The organism is Amycolatopsis sp. DSM 110486, assembly GCF_019468465.1.
Classification (GTDB): domain Bacteria; phylum Actinomycetota; class Actinomycetes; order Mycobacteriales; family Pseudonocardiaceae; genus Amycolatopsis.
On record NZ_CP080519.1, the window covers coordinates 2586361 to 2604313 of the forward strand.

19 protein-coding genes are annotated in these 17953 nt (G+C 68.2%); 6 read left to right on the forward strand and 13 right to left on the reverse strand.

Features of this window, described 5'->3' with window-relative positions; translation table 11 throughout:
• Positions 1-99 precede the first annotated feature (99 nt).
• The 4 genes from K1T34_RS12640 to K1T34_RS12655 all read left to right on the forward strand — a co-directional run bounded on the left by K1T34_RS12640 (position 100) and on the right by K1T34_RS12655 (position 4150).
• Positions 100-2019, forward strand: a complete 1920-nt coding sequence (locus K1T34_RS12640) for a maleylacetate reductase and hydroxyquinol 1,2-dioxygenase domain-containing protein (RefSeq protein WP_220244456.1) — start codon at positions 100-102, stop codon at positions 2017-2019.
• A gap of 65 nt (positions 2020-2084) precedes the next feature.
• Complete coding sequence (locus K1T34_RS12645) at positions 2085-3260, forward strand: acyl-CoA dehydrogenase family protein (protein WP_220244457.1); 1176 nt, start codon at positions 2085-2087, stop codon at positions 3258-3260.
• A gap of 27 nt (positions 3261-3287) precedes the next feature.
• A complete protein-coding gene (locus K1T34_RS12650; protein WP_220244458.1) occupies positions 3288-3779 on the forward strand; it encodes a flavin reductase family protein in 492 nt (163 codons plus the stop codon).
• Entirely contained in the window at positions 3779-4150 is a 372-nt protein-coding gene (locus K1T34_RS12655; protein ID WP_220244459.1) for a MerR family transcriptional regulator, read from the forward strand. The genes K1T34_RS12650 and K1T34_RS12655 overlap by 1 nt, the downstream gene beginning before the upstream one ends.
• Before the next feature lie 62 nt (positions 4151-4212).
• Here the strand turns inward: K1T34_RS12655 and K1T34_RS12660 are convergent, their stop codons facing one another.
• Entirely contained in the window at positions 4213-4770 is a 558-nt protein-coding gene (locus K1T34_RS12660; protein WP_220244460.1) for a DoxX family protein, read from the reverse strand.
• A gap of 457 nt (positions 4771-5227) precedes the next feature.
• Between K1T34_RS12660 and K1T34_RS12665 the strand changes: the two genes are divergently transcribed.
• Positions 5228-6430 (forward strand): acyl-CoA dehydrogenase family protein, encoded by a 1203-nt coding sequence (locus K1T34_RS12665; protein WP_220244461.1) that lies wholly within the window; start codon positions 5228-5230, stop codon positions 6428-6430.
• A 15-nt stretch (positions 6431-6445) separates the two neighbouring features.
• On the forward strand, positions 6446-7366 hold the full coding sequence (locus tag K1T34_RS12670; RefSeq protein ID WP_220244462.1) for an amidohydrolase family protein: 921 nt from the start codon (positions 6446-6448) through the stop codon (positions 7364-7366).
• Positions 7367-7464: 98 nt separating this feature from the next.
• On the opposite strand, the gene K1T34_RS12675 is transcribed toward K1T34_RS12670, so the two are convergent.
• The 12 genes from K1T34_RS12675 to K1T34_RS12730 all read right to left on the reverse strand — a co-directional run bounded on the left by K1T34_RS12675 (position 7465) and on the right by K1T34_RS12730 (position 17921).
• A complete protein-coding gene (locus tag K1T34_RS12675; protein WP_220244463.1) occupies positions 7465-9060 on the reverse strand; it encodes a ubiquinol-cytochrome c reductase cytochrome b subunit in 1596 nt (531 codons plus the stop codon).
• A complete protein-coding gene (locus tag K1T34_RS12680) occupies positions 9057-9446 on the reverse strand; it encodes a hypothetical protein (RefSeq protein ID WP_220244464.1) in 390 nt (129 codons plus the stop codon). The genes K1T34_RS12675 and K1T34_RS12680 overlap by 4 nt, the downstream gene beginning before the upstream one ends.
• Positions 9443-10750: an NAD(P)/FAD-dependent oxidoreductase gene (locus tag K1T34_RS12685; RefSeq protein WP_220244465.1), complete on the reverse strand. Its 1308-nt coding sequence runs from the start codon at positions 10748-10750 to the stop codon at positions 9443-9445. The genes K1T34_RS12680 and K1T34_RS12685 overlap by 4 nt, the downstream gene beginning before the upstream one ends.
• Positions 10751-10994: 244 nt before the next feature.
• A complete protein-coding gene (catC, locus tag K1T34_RS12690) occupies positions 10995-11276 on the reverse strand; it encodes a muconolactone Delta-isomerase (protein WP_220244466.1) in 282 nt (93 codons plus the stop codon).
• Between the two features lie 7 nt (positions 11277-11283).
• Complete coding sequence (gene catA / locus K1T34_RS12695) at positions 11284-12129, reverse strand: catechol 1,2-dioxygenase (protein WP_220244467.1); 846 nt, start codon at positions 12127-12129, stop codon at positions 11284-11286.
• Between the two features lie 27 nt (positions 12130-12156).
• Positions 12157-13257, reverse strand: a complete 1101-nt coding sequence (locus K1T34_RS12700) for a mandelate racemase/muconate lactonizing enzyme family protein (RefSeq protein ID WP_220244468.1) — start codon at positions 13255-13257, stop codon at positions 12157-12159.
• A gap of 24 nt (positions 13258-13281) precedes the next feature.
• A complete protein-coding gene (locus K1T34_RS12705; protein WP_220244469.1) occupies positions 13282-14334 on the reverse strand; it encodes an NADH:ubiquinone reductase (Na(+)-transporting) subunit F in 1053 nt (350 codons plus the stop codon).
• A 14-nt stretch (positions 14335-14348) separates the two neighbouring features.
• Positions 14349-14669 carry a phenol hydroxylase subunit P4 gene (locus K1T34_RS12710; protein ID WP_220244470.1) on the reverse strand — a complete coding sequence of 107 codons (321 nt, stop codon included), beginning with the start codon at positions 14667-14669 and terminating at the stop codon, positions 14349-14351.
• Between the two features lies 1 nt (position 14670).
• Positions 14671-16197, reverse strand: coding sequence for a YHS domain-containing protein (locus K1T34_RS12715; protein ID WP_220244471.1), 1527 nt, complete (start codon positions 16195-16197; stop codon positions 14671-14673).
• Between the two features lie 3 nt (positions 16198-16200).
• Positions 16201-16485, reverse strand: a complete 285-nt coding sequence (locus tag K1T34_RS12720) for an MmoB/DmpM family protein (RefSeq protein ID WP_220244472.1) — start codon at positions 16483-16485, stop codon at positions 16201-16203.
• Positions 16482-17498 (reverse strand): phenol 2-monooxygenase, encoded by a 1017-nt coding sequence (locus K1T34_RS12725; protein WP_220244473.1) that lies wholly within the window; start codon positions 17496-17498, stop codon positions 16482-16484. The genes K1T34_RS12720 and K1T34_RS12725 overlap by 4 nt, the downstream gene beginning before the upstream one ends.
• A gap of 15 nt (positions 17499-17513) precedes the next feature.
• Positions 17514-17921, reverse strand: coding sequence for a hypothetical protein (locus tag K1T34_RS12730; protein ID WP_220244474.1), 408 nt, complete (start codon positions 17919-17921; stop codon positions 17514-17516).
• Positions 17922-17953 lie beyond the last annotated feature (32 nt).

The window sequence follows — 17953 nt, forward strand, 5'->3', positions numbered from 1 at the left end:
AATGTGTCCCGCGCCGCCGGACACGAACGCTGACTTCTCGGGCGCTCGCTCCTACCGTCATCGCCACCGCACCCGGCGCGCCAGGCAAAGGAGCCCTCGATGTTCAGCTACACCGCCAATCCGGCTCGGGTCGTCTTCGGCGCGGGCACGATCACCACGCTGGCCGACGAGGTGCGCCGGCTCGGGCCGTCGCGCGTGTTGCTGCTGGGGATTCCTTCGCTGGCGGGTCCGGTGGACCGGGTCGCGGAGGCGCTGGGTTCGCTGCTCGCCGCGCGGTTCGACGAGGCCGCGATGCACACACCGGTGGACGTGACGGAGCGCGCACTGGCGGTTGCGGTAGAGAACAATGTGGACTGTTTGCTGGCGATCGGCGGCGGTTCCACGACCGGTCTGGCGAAGGCGATCGCGTTGCGTACGGATCTGCCGCAGATCATCGTGCCCACGACCTACGCCGGCTCGGAGATGACCCCGGTGCTCGGCGAGACGGCCGACGGGCGCAAGACCACGCAGACCACACCCAAGGTGCAGCCCGAAGTCGTCGTCTACGACGTGGACCTCACCCTGAAACTGCCGGTCCAGGTGTCGCTCACCAGCGGCATCAACGCCATGGCCCACGCCGTCGAGGCCCTCTACTCGCCCGACGCCAACCCGATCGTCGACCAGTTCGCGCTCGAAGCGATCCGGCTGCTCGCCTCCGCCCTCCCCCGCATCGCCGCCGATCCGTCCGATGTGGACGCCCGCAGCGAAGCCCTGCGCGCCGCCTGGCTGGCCGGGACCTGCCTGGGCTCGGTCGGCATGGCCCTGCACCACAAGCTCTGCCACACCCTCGGCGGCAGCTTCGACCTGCCACACTCCGAGACCCACACCGTGGTCCTGCCCTACGCCATGGCCTACAACACCACCGGCGCCCCCGACGCCCTGCGCCGCATCGCCGACGTGCTCGGCACACCCGACGCCGCGACCGGCGTCTACGACCTCATCGCCAGCCTGCCCGTCCCGCACTCACTGGGCGAGCTCGGGTTCACCGAGAACGACATCGCCACAGCCGCCGAGATCGCCACCGCCAAGCCCTATCCGAACCCGCGCGACGTCACCCGCGACGGCATCGAAGACCTGCTGCGCCAAGCCTGGGCCGGCACCCGCCCCGCACCCGCCGAAGGCAGCAAGCCCGACCTGCGCAGCCTCACCAGCGAGGTCGTGGAGAGCTTCGCCGCCACTCCGGACACCCGCCTGCGCGAACTCCTCCAGGAACTCGTCCGGACCCTGCACTCCTATGTGGTCCGCACCGACCTCACCCAGGAGGAGTGGGAGTACGCCATCGGGTTCCTGACCCGCACCGGCCAGATCTCCGACGACAAGCGCCAGGAGTTCATCCTCCTGTCCGACACCCTCGGCGTCTCCAGCGTCGTCGACGTGCTCACCAACTCCCGCACCCCCGACACCACCCCGTCAGCTGTGCTCGGGCCGTTCTACGTGCAGGGCCCGCCCGAGACCGCCCAGGGCGCCGACCTCGCCGACGGCCTGCCCGGCACTCCCCTGTGGACCGACGTCACCGTCACCGACACCCACGGCACCCCCGTCGCCGACGCCATCGTCGACGTCTGGCAGTCCAATGAGGACGGTTTCTACGACGTGCAGCTCCCCGACGTCGACGGCCCGGTACTGCGCGCCCGCTTCCGCACCGACGCCGAAGGCCGGCTCAAGTTCTGGACGATCGTGCCGTCCAAATACCCCATTCCCACTGACGGCCCCGTCGGGCACCTGCTCGACTCGGTCGGGCGCCACCCGTTCCGCGCGCCGCACCTCCACTTCCTCATCGCCAAACCCGGTTACCGCACGCTGGTCACCCAGCTGTTCGTCGCGGGCGGCGACTACCTCGACTCCGACACGGTGTTCGGCGTGAAGTCCGGCTTGATCGTCGACTTCGCCGAGCAGTCCGGCCCCGCGCCCGACGGCCGCGAGCCCGCGAACGGCTGGCGCCGCCTCGACTTCACCTTCCGCGTCTCCCCCACCCACTGAGCAGAGCGCCAACGCACCTCCGGTGCCGGCGAAGTCGGTATAAACCCCGTTCAAGGGAACACGAAATGACCAACACCATCCCCAGCTCGGCCGAACTCATCGCCCGGGCCGACGCCTTGCGATCCCAGCTCTGGGGAGACGCCCCGGAGGTCGACCGCACCCGCCGGCTGACCGACCGGAACTTCGCCGCGATGCGCGACGCGCGGCTGATGCAGCTCTTCACGCCGCGGCGCTTCGGCGGCCTGGCCGCGGACATGCGCACCTACTTCGAAGTCACCGCCGCCCTCGGGCGCGGGTGTTCGTCGTCCGCGTGGGTCGCCGGGGTGCTCAACGCCGGCAACTGGATGGTCGCGCAGTTCTCCGAGCAGGCCCAACAGGAAGTCTGGGGCACCGACCCGCTGGCCACGTCGTGCAGCATCCTGCAGCCGACCGGCGAAGCCGAGATCGTCGACGGCGGGATCAGGCTCAACGGCAAGTGGGCCTACTCGTCGGGCTCGAACCACTGCGACTGGGCGATCGTCACGTACCCGAGCCCGAACGCGGTCAAGCCCGAGATGATGCTCGCGCTCCTGCCGATGAGCGACGTCGAGGTCGAGGACACCTGGTTCGTCACGGGTATGCGTGGCACCGGCAGCAACACGATCGTCGCGCGTGATCTGTTCGTCCCAAACCATCGGGTGCTCCCGCTGATGCCGAGCTTCCGCGGCGAGAACCTCGGCGCCCCCGACGCCGTGCACCGCACGGCGCTGGCCGGCGTGCTGCCCGTGTCGCTGATGGGCTCGCAGATCGGTGCGGCCGAAGCGGCGCTGGAGTTCGTGATCGAGAAGGCCCCCAAGCGCCAGATCACCGCGTCGACGTACTCGGTCCAGGCGCAGTCGGTCGGGTTCCAGGTGGACCTCGCCGAAGCGGCGACCACGATCAAGGCGGCGCGCCTGATCGGCCGGCAGGCGGCGGACACCCTCGACGAGCACGCCGCCGAAAGCGACCTCCCCGACGAGACCATCCGTTCGGGGCTGCGCATGGACATGGCGTGGGCCGTGAAACGCGCCTGCGAAGGAGTGGACCGGCTCGTGACCGCCCACGGCACGTCGGCGTTCGGCGAGTTCAGCCCGCTGCAGCGCATCTGGCGCGACACGGGCGTCGCCACGCGGCACGCGGCCTTCAACATCCGCATCTCGCAGGAGATCTACGCGAAGGCCCTGCTGGGCCTCAACCCGTATGAGATCAGTTTCCTCGTCTGAATTCACGGAGCACCAAGGAGAAGCTCGATGTCCGAAGACCTGCCGCGGCAGTTCCGCGAAGTGATGGCACGGGTGGCCACGCCGGTTTCCGTGGTGACGGGACTGGCTCCCGACTACACCCCTTACGGCAGCACGGTGAGTGCGTTCGCCTCGCTGTCGATGGAACCGCCGATGGTTCTGGTGTCCCTCGTCAAGTCGTCCCGGCTCCTGCGCGTCATCCGGCAGTCGGGCCGGTTCGGGCTCAACATCCTCGGCTCGTCGCATTCCCAGCTGGCCCGCACGTTCGCCACCAACCTCACGCCGGAGGAGAAGTTCGACGGCGTCGAGTGGGACGTCGAGGGCGAGGTGCCGCGGCTGGCGGGCGCGCTGAGCTGGCTCGCGTGCTCCGTCGAGCAGGACGTGGAAGGCGGGGACCACATCGTGCTGTTCGGTTCGGTCCTGTCGCTGTGCAGCTGCGCGGGCGAACCGCTCACCTACCACCGCCGTTCGTTCGGCACGCACGCGACGCTCGAACGCTGATGGCCGGGGACGAGCCCGTCGAGCGCCTGACGATCGGGGCGCTGGCCCAGGCTACGGGCGTCACCGCTTCGACACTGCGCTACTGGGAGAAGATCGGCTTGCTGCCCCCTCCGGAGCGCGTTTCGGGTCAACGGCGCTACCCCGCATCGGCGGTCGGGCTCGTCAAGTTGCTCCTGCTGCTGCGCGATTCCGGATTCTCGCTGTTCGAAGCGAAGGAGCTCGTGACGGCCCGCGCGATGCCGCCGCACACCTGGCGTGAACTCCAGCAACGCAGGCTCGCGGAACTCGACGAGCGCATCGCTTCAGCCCAAGCCGCCCGGGCCGAGATCACGAGCGGGCTCGCGGGAATCTTCGGCAGCGCACCGAACTGAACCAGGGCACCGAATCGAAGACTTCCGCTGGGGGCGCCGACCTCGTCGACGCCCCCAGCCCGCTACGCGGTGGCCGCCACCTCGTTCTCCGCAGCCGCACGCCGGACCCTCACCGTGCGGAAGATCGGCGGCAACGCGGCCAGGATCGCCAGCACGACCGTGGCCAGGCCGATCAGCGCCGCGCGCTCACCCGCGCCGTACCACGGCAGATCGAGTCCGCTGTCGAGCGAAATCACACCCGGGCCGCTGAAGGCGAACGAAATCGCCATGATCGCCAGGGTGAGCGGGTACTCGCCGCCGCCCAGCGAGTTCCAGAGCGCGCCGCTCTTCGCGCTCATGGCGAAACCCGCCACCAGCATCGTGCCGGCGCCGATGGCCGCGCCGAGTGGCGTGGCGAAACCGACGACGATCAGCAGCGCCGCACTCAGCTCACACCAGGCGGCGAGCTTCGCCAGCGGCCGCGCCGGCACCTGCCCGAGTGCCGTGAAGACGGCCGCGATCCCGTCCAGGCCCGGGCCCCGGAACCACCCGCGCAGCTTCTGGGTGGCGTGCGCGTACAGGATGAACGCCACCAGCAGCCGCAGGAGCAAGAGACCGACATCGGCCATCGTCACACTCATTTCCAGGTACCTCCGAACTAGAATCACCGTCGTCGGCGAAACGCAAATCGCGAGACGCTCAGCCGAAATGCACTGAGCGCGAGAACCGTGCCACGGTCGTTCCCGGGAATCCAGGTATTCGTCCCCCAGAACTGGACACGGCATTTGATATCCGAAATCGACGACAGTAAGTTTCCGACCGCCGGTCGCGGTCGCGCCGCTTCGCCCACATCGCGAGAAGTCGTGTCCGGCCTCGCTGGACACCGGTGCTGACTTCGACGCTCGGCGCACCTAGCGTCTGCGCCATGGCACCCGTCTTCCTGCTCACGCCCGGCACCGACGCCGGGCGTCCGGATGTGGCCGGGACGCTCACACCGTCAATTCAAAGGATCGGCACACCGCACGCGGAGTCGGATTCGACAAATTGAACGGCGCACCTGGTCGACGACGCCATGAACAGTGCGACTAAGGAGAATTCATGACCACGGAATCCGCTGCGCCTGTCGCGCAGAAGGTGCCCAGCCGGGAAGAGCTGGTCGAGCGTGCGAACAGCCTGCGTGCTCAGCTGTGGGAAGCCGCCCCGGAAGTCGACCGCGAGCGCCGCCTGAAGACCGCGAACTTCGAGGCCATTCGTGATGCCGGGCTGATCCAGCTGTTCGTGCCGAAGCGGCTCGGCGGGTTCGACGCGGGCATGCGGACCTTCCTCGAGGTGACGATCGCGCTCGGTCGCGGCTGCGCCTCGTCGGCCTGGGTGACCGGGGTCCTCAACACCGGCAACTGGTGGGCCGCCAGCTACTCCGAGCAGGCGCAGGACGAGGTCTGGACGACGAACCCCTTCGCCACCACCGCCGGCGTGCTGGCTCCCACGTCCGAGGTCGAGGTCGTCGAAGGCGGCGTGAAGCTCAACGGCAAGTGGGGCTACGCCTCGGGCTCGAACCACTGCGACTGGGCCAGCGTCTGCTATCCGAGCGTGGTTCCCGGCCGCCGCGACCTGAACCTCGCGCTGGTGCCGATGAAGGACCTCACGGTCGAAGACACGTGGTTCATCGCCGGCATGCGCGGCACGGGCAGCAACACCCTCGTCGCCCGCGACGTGTTCGTGCCCGAGCACCGGCTGCGCTCGGCCACCGGGCTGTTCAACGGCGACCACGTGCACACGGGCCCGAACGTCAGCCACCGGGTCAGCCTCGCGGGCCTGGCCTCGCTCTCGCTCGCCGGTGCCCAGCTCGGCCAGGCTCAGGCGGCGTTGGACTACGTGATCGAGAAGGCGCCGAAGCGGTCCATCACGACCACCACGTACTCGTCGCAGTCGGAGTCGGTCGGGTTCCAGATCGACGTCGCGGAGGCGTCGGCCATGATCGCCGCGGCCGTCAAGTCCACTCAGGACGCGGCCGACCAGCTCGACGACTACGCGGCCAAGGGCGAGCACCCGCCCGAGGTCGTGCGCACGGGCCTGCGCGTGGGCATGGCGCGCGCGATGCGCCAGACCTTCCACGCCGTCGACCTCCTGATGACCGCGCACGGTTCGTCGGCCTTCGCCGAGGTGAACCCGTTGCAGCGCATCTGGCGCGACGCCGGGGTCGCGTCGCGGCACGCGGCGTTCAACATGCGCGTCAGCCAGGAACTGGCGGGCAAGTCCCTGCTCGACCAGAACCCGAGCTCCGTCAGCTTCCTCGTCTGAAAGGACAACTCGATCGTGATCGACGTTCACGCACACTGGTTTCCCCCCGCACTCACCAAGGAGTTCGACCGAGTCGCCGGTAAGAAGGTCTGGCCCGAGCACAGCCCCGAGCTGATCCAGCGGGTCGAAGAGCTCGAAGCCGACGGCGTGAACCTGCAGGTGCTCGGGCTCGGCCACAACCAGCCGTACTTCGAAGACGCGAGCAAGTCCTTGCACTGCGCGAAGTTCGCGAACGACCTCTACGCCGAGGCGGCCGACTTCGACGGCCGGCTCGAAGCCTTCGGCGCGATTCCCCTCCCGCACACGGAGCAGGCCATCGCGGAGGCGGTCCGCTGCCTCGACGAACTCCACTTCGCCGGGATCGGCCTGGGCACGACCGCCATCGGCACTTCGCTTGACGACCCCGCCTACGAGGAACTCTGGGCCGAGCTCAACCGCCGCCGCGCGGTCATCTTCGTGCACCCGGTCGGCACGCCCGACACGTTCTCCACCGGGCTCGACGCGTTCATGATGGGGCCGAAGTACGGCGGCCCCATGGAGGCCACGCTGGCGACGACGCACCTGGTCGTGTCGGGTGTGACGCAGCGGTACCCGGACATCCGGTGGATCATCGGCACGATGGGTGGCTCGATCGGCTACCTCTGGCGGCGGTTCGAGGAGATCACCGAGTCGATCCACCAGGACCAGTGGCTGGAGACCAATCCCCGCCAGGAGCTCAAGAAGCTGTACTACGACACCACGCTGACCGACGACCCGGCCGCGATCAAGTTCTTCGCCGACTCCTTCGGCGCGGACCGGCTCGTACTCGGTACGGACGCTCCCCGTGTGCGCGCCGGTGACTGGGCGAACCGGATCAAGGCGGTCCCCGGTTTCGACGAGCAGCAGCTGCGTGGCGTGCTCAACGACACCGCGGCGTCGCTCGGGATCGGGAAATAGCCGTTCCCTCGAATCCCTCGAATCCGGGCACGGCTCAGGCATCCGCCGGGGCGAATCTCTCGGGAGATTCGCCCCGGCGGTCGCGGTGGCCGGCGTGGTCAGTGACCTCGTTTGACGTGCTGCACAGCCGCGGTTTCCTCCGGTGGGTCGGGTGTCAGGAGTGAGCCGGGCACGGCGTGGCCGGCGGCGCCGAGTTTGTTCATCTTCTTGGGGACCGTGGCGCCCTGGTAGTCGAGCGGGATGGGGTGGCCGTGGTCGTCCACCGGGCCGAGGGGCTGGTGGATTTCCAGGTAGCCGCCCGAGGGCGAGCGGGTGATGATGCCCGTCTCGATGCCGTGTTCGAGGACCTCGCGGTCGGCGCGTTGCAGGCCCAGGCAGATGCGGTAGGTGAGGAAGTAGGCCAGCGGCGGCACGATCAGCACGCCGATGCGGCCGGCCCAGGTGGTCGCGTTGAGGGAGATGTCGAACTGGTCGGCGATGATGTCGTTGAAGCCGGACAGCTCGATCACCAGGAAGAAGCCCAGCGCCATCATGCCCAGAGACGTGCGGACGGGCGCGTCGCGCGGGCGTTGCAGGATGTTGTGGTGCGCGGTGTCCTTCGACAGCCGCCGCTCTATCCACGGATAGGACAGCAGCAGTGTGAACAGCAGCGGCATCCCGATGGCGCCGGGGAAGAACACTGCCGGGATCGTGTAGTTCCCGAGGTAGACCTCCCAGGCGGGCCAGATGCGCAGCAGTCCGTCGGCCCACGCCAAATACCAGTCCGGTTGCGAGCCCGCCGAGACCTGCGACGGGTTGTACGGGCCGATGTTCCAGATCGCGTTGATCTGGAACATCCCGGCCAGCAACGCGATGACGCCGGTGACGATCGTGAAAAACGCCCCCGCCTTCAGCGCGAACGCCGGGAAGATCCGGATGCCGACGACGTTTGTTTCCTTGCGCTTCACGCCGGGGAACTGGGTGTGTTTCTGGTACCAGACGATCGCGAGGTGTGCGGCGATCAACGCCAGCATGATGCCCGGGATGATCAGGATGTGGACCGTGTAGAGCCGCGGGATGATCTGATTACCCGGGAACTCGCTGCCGAACACGGCCCAGTGGATCCACGTGCCGATCACCGGGATCGACAGGATGATCCCCGACAACGTCGCCCGGATCCCGGTGCCCGACAGCAGGTCGTCGGGCAGCGAGTAGCCGAAGAAGCCTTCGAACATGCCCAGGATCAGCAGCGTCGCGCCGATCAGCCACGTCGCTTCGCGCGGCCGCCGGAACGCGCCCGTGAAAAACACCCGGCACATGTGCACCGACATCGCCGCGATGAAGATCAGCGCGGCCCAATGGTGCACCTGCCGCACGAACAACCCACCCCGGACTTCCATCGAAATGTCCAACGTGCTGGCAAAGGCCCGCGACATCTCCAGACCCTGCATGTTCGTGTACACGCCGTGGTAGGTGACCGCTTGCATCGACGGGTCGAAAAACAGCGTCAGGTAGACACCGCTGAGCAGCAGCACGATGAACGCGTACAGCCCGATCTCGCCCAGCAGAAACGACCAGTGCGTCGGGAACACCTTGTTCATCTGGTGCCGCAGGCCCTTGGACACGTGGTAACGGTCGTCGACCGCCTTCGCCACCACGCCGGCGGCCTTGAGCGCGCCCGGGTCGGACTTGGTCGGACTGGTCAGTGAGCTCATGTGATCCTCACTCGCCTACGCAGGACGGCCACCGCGAACACGGCGCCCAACACTTCGACGACGGACAGCACCCCATTTGTGACAACTCCCGGCCCCAACCACGCTCCGAACACGAACGACAACACCATCGAGACGCCGAGCAACACCGCGCCCGACCGCCCGCGCGTGCGGAAGTGGCGCCAGATCCCCACCGCCGACAGCCCCAGGATCCCGACGGCCACACCCACCGACGCCACGCTCGGGTGCACCACCGCGCGGGCCACCACGCCGGCGCAGTGCAGCGCGACGATCACCGCCAGCACCCGATCGATCCATACCACCAGCGGGGGATCCTTCACCACGGCATGGCCGTTCACCCGCCGCGCGACCTCCGGCCCCGGCGTCATCGCTGCTCACCCGGAGTCGTGGTGTCCAGGGGAACCGCGGCCGACCGGACCAGGCCCAGTTGGACGGATTGGCGAGGCAACAGCGCGTCCAGCAGCCAGTCGACCGCCGTGCGGATGCGGTTGCCCGGCATGGCGAGCAGGTGGTAACCGCGCGTGACGAGCTTCGCGACCCAGCCCGACAGCGGGATGTGCAGCGGGTTGGCAGCGGCCTGCGCACCACCGAGGTCGACCACGAACCCCAGGTCGTGGTGCTTGTACTCGCGCGCGATGCCGAAGCCGAGGGAGGCGGCGACGTTGCGGCCGGCGAGAGTGCCCTGGCGGGTGGCGTGCTGGGCAGTCATGGCGGTGACCTCGCCGGGGCGGGTGAGGTCGGGGACGGCGGACGCCTCGCCGCAGGCGAAGATGCGGGGGTGGCCGGGGACGGCGAGGGTGGTGTCGACGACGAGGCGCCCGCGTTGCGTCTCGAAGCCGGCGCCGGCGACCAGCGGGTCCGGGCGGACACCGACGCACCACGCGATGGTGCGCGTCGGCACGAACTCGCCCGAGGTGAGCCAGACACCGTCGGTGGTGGCCTCGCGGACGGAGGTGCCCGTGAGCACCTCGACGCCACGCTTGCGGAGGACCCGATCCGCGGCCCGGGAAAGCCGCGGATCGAGCTCCGGCAGCACCTGGGGAGCGAGGTCGAGCAGCAGCCAGCGCGTCCGCTGCCCTTCGAGCTCCCGGTGCCGCCGCTGGATGGCCTTCGTGAACAGCGGGCCCTGGGCAGCCACCTCGGTCCCGGTGTAGCCGGCGCCGACCACGACGAACGTGCACCGCGCGTCGCGCTCCTCCGGTGAATCACTGGCGGCGGCCAGCTCCACCTGCCGGATCACGTGGTCGCGGAGGTACAAGGCTTCGGCGACACCGCGGAAACCGTGCGCATGTTCGGCGACGCCGGGGATCGGCAGGAGCTTGGTGACGCTGCCCCCGGCAATGATCAGGCGGTCGTAACGAAGCTCGTGGACCGCGCCCTCGGGGTCCGTATAGGACAGTCGATCTTTTTCCGGCGCGATCGCCGTCACCGTGCCGAGAGCCAACCGGACATCGGGCAAGGCGGCCGGGAGCGACACCGTCACCCGCCGCGGGTCGACGACGGCGGCAGCCACTTCCGGAAGCAGCGGCAGGTACCGGAAGTAGTCCGTCTCGTTGACGATCACGATCTCGATCCCCGCCGCCTTCGGCAAAGACCGCCGCAACGCACGAGCGGCGCGGTAGCCGGCGACCCCGCCGCCCACGATGACGACTCTGGTCGGATCCCCGTCCATGCGTCCAGCCTTTCTCCACGAGAGCCTGACCCAGGTCAGCCTGCCACCGCGTGCCCGATTCGTACCCTCAGTCGTCCAACCACACAGGACACCGCAGAACCTGGATATTCAGTATCCAGATTCAAGTCACAAGCTCACGGCAAGCTTTCCTTGGCTCCTCATAACCAGGACATTAATCATCCCGATTAACCATGTCAAGAAGGGCGCGCGAGCCGGACGAACCGGCCCGCGCGCCCGAGAACTCTCAGCCCACCAACGCAGACGGGTGCTGCGCCAACGGCGTCACACTGACACTCATGTACTTGAACAACGGCAGGTTCCACAGCAGGTCGTGCAGCTCGCCGTTGTCCGAGACGTCGAACACACTCAGGTTCGAGTACTCACCCACGACCCGCCACAGGTGGACCCACTTCCCCTCCCGCTGCAGCTTCTGGCTGTGCGCCTTCTCCGTCGCCAGCAGCTCGTCCCGGAACCCGGGGTCGAGGTCCAGCGGCAACGAGACGTCCATCCGCACCGCGAACAACATGCCGGCCTCAGGCGGGGTCGAGCACGAAGTCGTACCGGACCTCTTCGCCGGCGCCCGACGAAGCCGCGGTCGGCGCGAGGATCAGCGCGTCCTTCACCGCCGTGGCGATGTCGTCGCCGACGTGCTCACCACCGTCGAAGTAGAGCTGCGTCGTGATCACCTGGTGCCCCGGCGCGTAAACCTTGATGTGCAGGTGCGCCGGACGCCACGCGTGCCAGCCGGCCGCGGCGATCAACGCGCCCGTCGCGCCGTCGGTCGGGATCTGGTACGGCGCCGGGTGGATCGTGTGGATCGAGAAATTGCCCTCGGCGTCCGTGGTGAAGCGGCCGCGCAGGTTCCACTCCGGGATGCCGGGCGCGAACTGCGAGTACAGACCGTCGTCGTCGGCCTGCCAGAAGTCCACCACCGCACCCGCGAGCGGTTCGCCCGCCACCGAGCGCGCCTGGCCGAAGAAGCGCAGCGGCTGCCCGCCCTCGCCTTCGCGCATCGGCAGGGTGCCTTCCGCGCCGAACTCCGGCGCACCCTCCACGTAGTACGGACCTTCGATGCTCCCGGCGGTCCCCTCGCGGCTGGCGTTCGCGACCTTCTCCACCTCGTGCTCGATGAACACGTCGAGGAACAGCGGCCACTCACCGTCTTCGCCGACCCGGATCAGCCACGCCTTGAAGGCGTTGTACTCGTCGTAGGTCAGCTGGTGCTTGCGGACGACCTCGTGCAGCGCGGCCAGCGCGTCCGTCGCGATCGCGTCCACGCGGGCCGCGTCCGCCGCGGCGGAACCCTTGGCCCGCTCCTGGAAACGCTCGGTCGCCGACGCACCCGAAGCTGCGGCTGTGGGCGAAACGACTTCAGTCATGGCAAATACCTCTCTTCGTGGTGGGAATCAGTCCTGGCGGTAGCGCGCGAGCTTGCCGTCGTCGAGCTGGATGCCGAGGCCGTGGCCTTGCGGCACGCGCAGCTCGCCGTGCTCGATGCGCAGGGGTTCGGCGAGCAGGTCGTCGGTCATGTCGAGGAAGTTCGACAGCTCACCGGCCCGCCGCGAGGTGAGCTCGAACGCGGCCCCGAACGTCGCCGCGCACAGCGAGCCGATCTGCCCGTCGATCTGGTTGCCGAGCACGACCTCGACGCCGAGCCCGGCACACAGGTTGAGAACCCGCTGCGAGTACGTGAAGCCGGTGCGGGCCGTTTTGATGCTGACGCCGTGCGCCGCGCCGGCCAGCAGCTCGCGCGTGACTTCGCCGGGCCGCGTCGCGCTTTCGTCTGCGTAGAGCGGGATCCGGCTCTGCGTGGCGAGCCACCGGCGACCGAGCACGTCGTCGGCCGGGCACAGCTCCTCGGCGAACAGCAGGCCGACGTCCTCGAGCGCCCGCAACGCGGCGGCCGACTCCGAGGCCGTCCAGCCGCGGTTGCCGTCGATGTAGAGCTCGACGTCGTCGCCGAGCGCGGCCCGCAGCGCGCGGCAGACGTCCACGTCGAGACGGATCGGCTTGCGGCCCACCTTCACCTTGAACGTGGTGATGCCGTAGAGGTCGCGCACGCGCTCGGCCTCGTCCACCATCTCGCCCGGCTGCGCGAACCCGACCATGTGGCACACGCGCATGCGGTCGGTGTAGCCGCCGAGCAGCTCGGTCACGGACACGCCGAGGCTCTGCCCGATGAGATCCCACAGCGCCATGTCGATCGCGCTCTTCGCGGCCGGGTTCCCCACCGTGCGGTCGAGTTTGGCGTGCACGGCCTCGCGGGCCAGCGGCGACATCCCCAGCAGCTGGGGCGCGAAAACCGAGTCGATGACGGCCTTGATCGAGCCCTGGGTCTCCCCGTAGGTGAACGGCCGGGGCGGGGCTTCGGCGGTCCCCACCAGACCCTCGTCGGTGTGCACCCGCACGAGGATGTGCGCGGCCGTGTCCACCTCGCCGCTCGCGAACCGCAGAGGTTTGCGGTACGGGATGGCGAACGGGATCGCCTCGATTTCGGTGACTTTCATCGCGGTCCTTTCACAGGGGCCGGATCAGCGCCTGATCAGCGGACTGCGCACCACGTGGGTGCCCGCGGCGCGGTCGGCGGAGTCGAAGAAGTCCTCGCGGTAGATGTCCCGGGGGAACAACCGCGCCTTCATCAGCGCCTTCATGGTGTCCGAGACCATGTCCGGGCTGCCGCAGATGTAGGCGACGTTCCCGCCCGCCCGGGGGAAGTCCTCGGCCAGCAGCGCCGGAACCCGTCCGGAACGTCCGTCCCAGTCGTCGCGCGAAAGCGCCGGCCGGTAGGTGAACCAGTCTGTGCGCGCTTCGAGCTCCTCGAAGTACTCCCGGTCGTAGAGATCGTCCTTGGTGGCCACTCCGTGGTACAGCGTGACCTGGTGTCCGCCGCCGTCCTCGTCGATGTGGCGGATCATCGACTTCAACGGCGCCAGCCCGGTGCCCGAACCGAGCAGCAGGATCGGCTGCGTCCGAAGTGGACGGAACGAGAATCGCCCGTACGGACCGGACAACGTCACGTCGTCACCGGCCTTCAGGCTGGAGAAGACCCAGCCGTCGGTGGCGACGCCGTTTTCCGAGCGCTTCACGTGCAGCTCGATCAGTGACCCGTTCGACGGCGTGCTGGCGATCGAGTACGGCCGCTGGTGCCCACCCGGCACGTCGAGCAGCACGTACTGCCCGGGGTTGAACCGCATCGGTTCCTCGAGCGCGAGCACCAGACGACGGACGTCGGGCGCGATCTCGTCGAGGCTGTCCACCCGGGCGCGGAAGTCGCGCACCGGGTGGACACCGACGCCCTCGTCCATGTCGACTTCACCCTCGAGCACCACGTCGCCGCGCGGCTGGGCCACGCAGATCAACGCGGCACCCTCGTCGCGCTCGCTTTCCAGCAACGCGTACGGCGACGCGTCGCCCAGGTCGACCTCACCGTCGAGGATCTGGGCCTTGCAGGTGCCGCACGTGCCGTGGGTGCACGCGTGCGGCAGCCAGATGCCCTCGCGCAGGCACGCGTCGAGCACGGTCTGGTCCTCCCGGCACTGAATCTCGGCGCCGATCGGTTCCACGCGGATGGTGTGCGTCGTCAAGACGAATTCTCCGTTCAGGCGGTGAACTGCAGCAGCGCCTTGTGGCCGATGCCGAGTTCGGTGAGCGGGGCTTCGGCGGAGCCGTCGAGTGGCCGGCCGTTCACCCGCCAGTCGCGCACCGCCGTCGGGTCGAAGTCCGGGTCGGACGCGGCCCAGGGGCCGACGACCGTCTCCACGAACTCGCCGAAGCCCAAGGCCTTCGGCACGCGGAAGCAGGCAGCCGAGCAGAACAGGGGGTTGCCTTCCCAGTGCACGTAGACGAGCTGGTCGTCGCCGAAGAGCTCGGCGCGGTCGGCCGACGGGAAGTCGTAGTCGTAAAGAGCTTTCACCGCCATGTCAGACTCCCTGTTCCACGTCGCCGTTGTGCCACCCGATCCACGACTTGTGGTCGGGCGAGCCCTTGTACTCGCCGTTGTCGCCTTCCTGGATCCCGTACCACTCCAGGACTTCCGGCACCGACGGGCCACCGCAGTTGCCCTGGTAGATCTGGTGCACAGGCAGCCACGCCTGCACGAACTTCTCCGGCTCGCGCTCGAAGATCCACTGGCAGCCGTCGCTGCAGGTGTGGAACTGCTCGCCGCGGAACTCGCTGGAGCGGAAGGAAGTCTTCGCCGGGTCGTCCTTTTCGGTGAACACCATGGGGATCTGGCAGACCTGGCACAGCTGCGGCAGACCCTGGAAGAACATCCGGCCACCTTCGGCCTCGATGCGGTGGTGCTTCTCCCACACGGGCCGGTAGTGCTGGTCGAACGTCTCCGGGTACTGCTCGGCCAGCCACTTCATGTGCTGCTCGTTCGGTGCCTGCGTGGTGAACGAAGCGGCGAAAGAGAAGTTGTGCAGCACCTTGTAAACCTCGTGCGACAGCTTGTCCTTCTCGGCGATCGCGTCCTGCACGTGGCGCGGCGGGCGGATGCCGTAGTACTCCAGGTCCGGGAAGAGGCCGCCGAGCATCTGGTCCTCGAAGTAGAGCTCGAACGCCTCCTTCCAGCTCATCACCGGCTTCGGCAGCATGTAATCCATCATCCCGGCGACCAGCGCGGACATCCGGTACGCGCGCCAGAACCACTTGTCGATCCAGTCCTGGATGATCGGCACGTTGCCCTCGTCCTGCTCCAGCAGGAACTTGATGGCCTCCAGGCCGAGCGTCATGTGCCGGCTTTCGTCGGACTGCGCCGAGAAACCGAACGACATCGTCGGCATGTCACCGTTGAAGCTCGCGCCACTCATGAACGGCACGAACAACAGGTTGGTGAGCAGGTACTCGAAGCTGAACGAGATCGAGATCAGGAACTCGAACGGCCCGGCCGTCATGGCGTCGTCGAACAGCGACTTCGGCACCGACAAGTACCACACGCGGTCGTGCATCTTGGACCAGCTGTGGAAGCCGCCGTAGTACTTGTTGTAGTTGCTGATCGTGTGGATCTGCGTCTGGCAGTGGCGCAGCTCGTCCACGCTCTGGCACAGCGCGGCGAACCGCGGCGCCGGGCCTTCGAGGTAGCGCCCGAGGTAGGCGAAGTGCCGGTGCGCGGCGTACTCCAGCGGCGTCACGCCCTGGATGAACAGCTTGATCGCGTTGAGGTAGCTGGCGTCCGCAAGGCCCAGGTGGCCCTGGCTCTGCGCGAACCCGTCGAGCACGGCGTAGAGCCGCTTGTCCTTTTCGGCCTGGTACTTGTAGTACGCGTCCACGGTCAGGCGGAACGGGTCTTCCCAGCCGTCCCAGTCGTGGACCTTGATGCCCTCGTAGTTCGTGTACGGGAACAGCTGTTCCTTCGTGACGTAGCTGGGATCCCAGTCCAGGTCACGGGTGAGCAGCGCGTAGCGCTCCTTGAGCGGCAGCTTGCGGCGCGGTGCGGTCTGAGTCATGTCCTAGTGCTCCCACTTCACGATGATCCGGTCGTCGTCCCACTCGGAGAGGTTCCCGGCGAACGAGACGATGGCCAGCTGGAACTCGCCGGTCTCCCACTCCCGCCCGAGCTCTCGCTCCACCGACTCCCGGTTGATCACGATCTGGCCCGCGGCCTGGATCTTCACCAGACCCGGCAGGTGGCGGACGGTCAGCTCCGGGTTGTCGGCCCGGATGGCGGCGACGAGGCCGCGGTTCTCTTCGGACTCCTGGATGTCGATGCCGACCTGGCGCAGGGTGTCGCTCATGCCGCACCTCCGGTGACCTGGGCCCAGCGCTGTTCGGCGGCGGCCGTGGTGCGCGCGAGCGCGGCGACCGTGCCGGCGTCGGGCAGCTGGTGGTCGACGACGCGCGCCAGCTCCGTGGCGGCCTCGTGCGCGAGGGGGTTCCACGTCGCGACGATGCGGGACAGGTGTTCCCGGTTCTCCACGCCGTGTTCGCCGTCGGCGGCCCACGCCTTGATCAGCGCGTCGAGCCACTTGCGCTGGTCCTTGAACCAGGTGTGCAGGTACTGCGTGAACAGGCTGTACGCGCCGGCGCCGCTGGTGAGCGCGATCTCGTCGAGCTCGCGGTAGAGCACCGGGTAGATCAGCGAGTCCACGAGGTCGACCGCGACCAGGCCCTCGGCCCAGTCGGGCGTGACCATGGCTTCTTCGGTGAACCGGCGCAGCGGCTGCAAGTGCTCGCTGTCCAGCCACTCGCGCTTGGCGACCTGCAGCAGGTCACCCGTGCCCGCGCCCAGCGCGATGCCGACGCGGGAGAGCATCTGCGCGTTGCCGATGCGGTCGAACGCCGCGAAGGTGCAGCACTGCTCCAGCGAGGTCCCGTACGCGAACCGCGCACCGCCGACGCTCACCATCTGCGCGCCGGATTCGTAGTGGCGCAAGGGAAGGATGGCCGTGGTGAGCACCGTGCGCCACGCCGCGGGCAGCTTCGCCAGCAGCTCGCGCTCTTCGAGGTACGCCATCTGCTTGGTGAACTCGTCGTGCAGGTTCGCCCGGTTGGTGACGTACGGCGTGTAGTAGAACTGGCGCGGATCCGTGTAGCTGTAAGGATCCTTGAGCTTCAACACGGTGTAGTCCGCGTCGTAGAGCTCACGGTGCTGGTCCCACGTGGGCCGGTAGTGGAAGTTCTCGCGCGGTTCGACGTCGAGCGTCGCCTCGAGGTAGCGGCTGGCCGGCTGGTCGCCGAACCGGTCGATCACGTTCTGGTAGGTCTGCCTCTTCGGCTCGATGACCTGATACCGCAGTTCGTATTGCATCAGTCCTCTTCCAGGTCAGTGGTGGGCGGGGAGGGGGTCCAGCCTCAGCAGGCTCAGCAGCAGCGCCCGGAGCTCCTCGTCGCCGGCCAGGCGCCGCGGGACCTCGTCGGCTTCACCGGCGATCACGAGTTGCACGGTCGCTTCCCGGCCGGACATCGCGGTGCGGATGCGCGCGCTGCGGTCGGAAAAGCCCACGGTGAAAGCGAGTTCTCCGTCGTTGCTGTCGTCGACGAGGCTGAACACCGGCCCGTGCTCGCGGAGGATCGCGTTGGCTTCGCACACCAGCTGCTCGGCGAGGGAACGGATGATCACCTGCTCGTCGGTGGCCACGGCCACCGATCTCGGGGCGGCCGGTTCGGTGGCCGGCACGGGGGCTTCCTCCCCGTCCAGCAACGACTGGACAGCCAGCATGAACGGGGTCACGGCTCCTCCTTGAGTCCGGGAAAACCTCGACC

Bases quoted from the DNA above. Each gene is read 5' to 3' on its own strand.
- K1T34_RS12715 (WP_220244471.1), bottom strand. From the start codon at position 16,197: ATGACTCAGACCGCACCGCGCCGCAAGCTGCCGCTCAAGGAGCGCTAC.
- K1T34_RS12660 (WP_220244460.1), bottom strand. From the start codon at position 4,770: ATGAGTGTGACGATGGCCGATGTCGGTCTCTTGCTCCTGCGGCTGCTG.
- K1T34_RS12725 (WP_220244473.1), bottom strand. From the start codon at position 17,498: ATGCAATACGAACTGCGGTATCAGGTCATCGAGCCGAAGAGGCAGACC.
- K1T34_RS12640 (WP_220244456.1), top strand. From the start codon at position 100: ATGTTCAGCTACACCGCCAATCCGGCTCGGGTCGTCTTCGGCGCGGGC.
- K1T34_RS12700 (WP_220244468.1), bottom strand. From the start codon at position 13,257: ATGAAAGTCACCGAAATCGAGGCGATCCCGTTCGCCATCCCGTACCGC.
- K1T34_RS12650 (WP_220244458.1), top strand. From the start codon at position 3,288: ATGTCCGAAGACCTGCCGCGGCAGTTCCGCGAAGTGATGGCACGGGTG.
- K1T34_RS12685 (WP_220244465.1), bottom strand. From the start codon at position 10,750: ATGGACGGGGATCCGACCAGAGTCGTCATCGTGGGCGGCGGGGTCGCC.
- K1T34_RS12655 (WP_220244459.1), top strand. From the start codon at position 3,779: ATGGCCGGGGACGAGCCCGTCGAGCGCCTGACGATCGGGGCGCTGGCC.
- catA (WP_220244467.1), bottom strand. From the start codon at position 12,129: ATGACTGAAGTCGTTTCGCCCACAGCCGCAGCTTCGGGTGCGTCGGCG.
- catC (WP_220244466.1), bottom strand. From the start codon at position 11,276: ATGTTGTTCGCGGTGCGGATGGACGTCTCGTTGCCGCTGGACCTCGAC.
- K1T34_RS12720 (WP_220244472.1), bottom strand. From the start codon at position 16,485: ATGAGCGACACCCTGCGCCAGGTCGGCATCGACATCCAGGAGTCCGAA.
- K1T34_RS12680 (WP_220244464.1), bottom strand. From the start codon at position 9,446: ATGACGCCGGGGCCGGAGGTCGCGCGGCGGGTGAACGGCCATGCCGTG.
- K1T34_RS12675 (WP_220244463.1), bottom strand. From the start codon at position 9,060: ATGAGCTCACTGACCAGTCCGACCAAGTCCGACCCGGGCGCGCTCAAG.
- K1T34_RS12665 (WP_220244461.1), top strand. From the start codon at position 5,228: ATGACCACGGAATCCGCTGCGCCTGTCGCGCAGAAGGTGCCCAGCCGG.
- K1T34_RS12645 (WP_220244457.1), top strand. From the start codon at position 2,085: ATGACCAACACCATCCCCAGCTCGGCCGAACTCATCGCCCGGGCCGAC.
- K1T34_RS12710 (WP_220244470.1), bottom strand. From the start codon at position 14,669: ATGGCGGTGAAAGCTCTTTACGACTACGACTTCCCGTCGGCCGACCGC.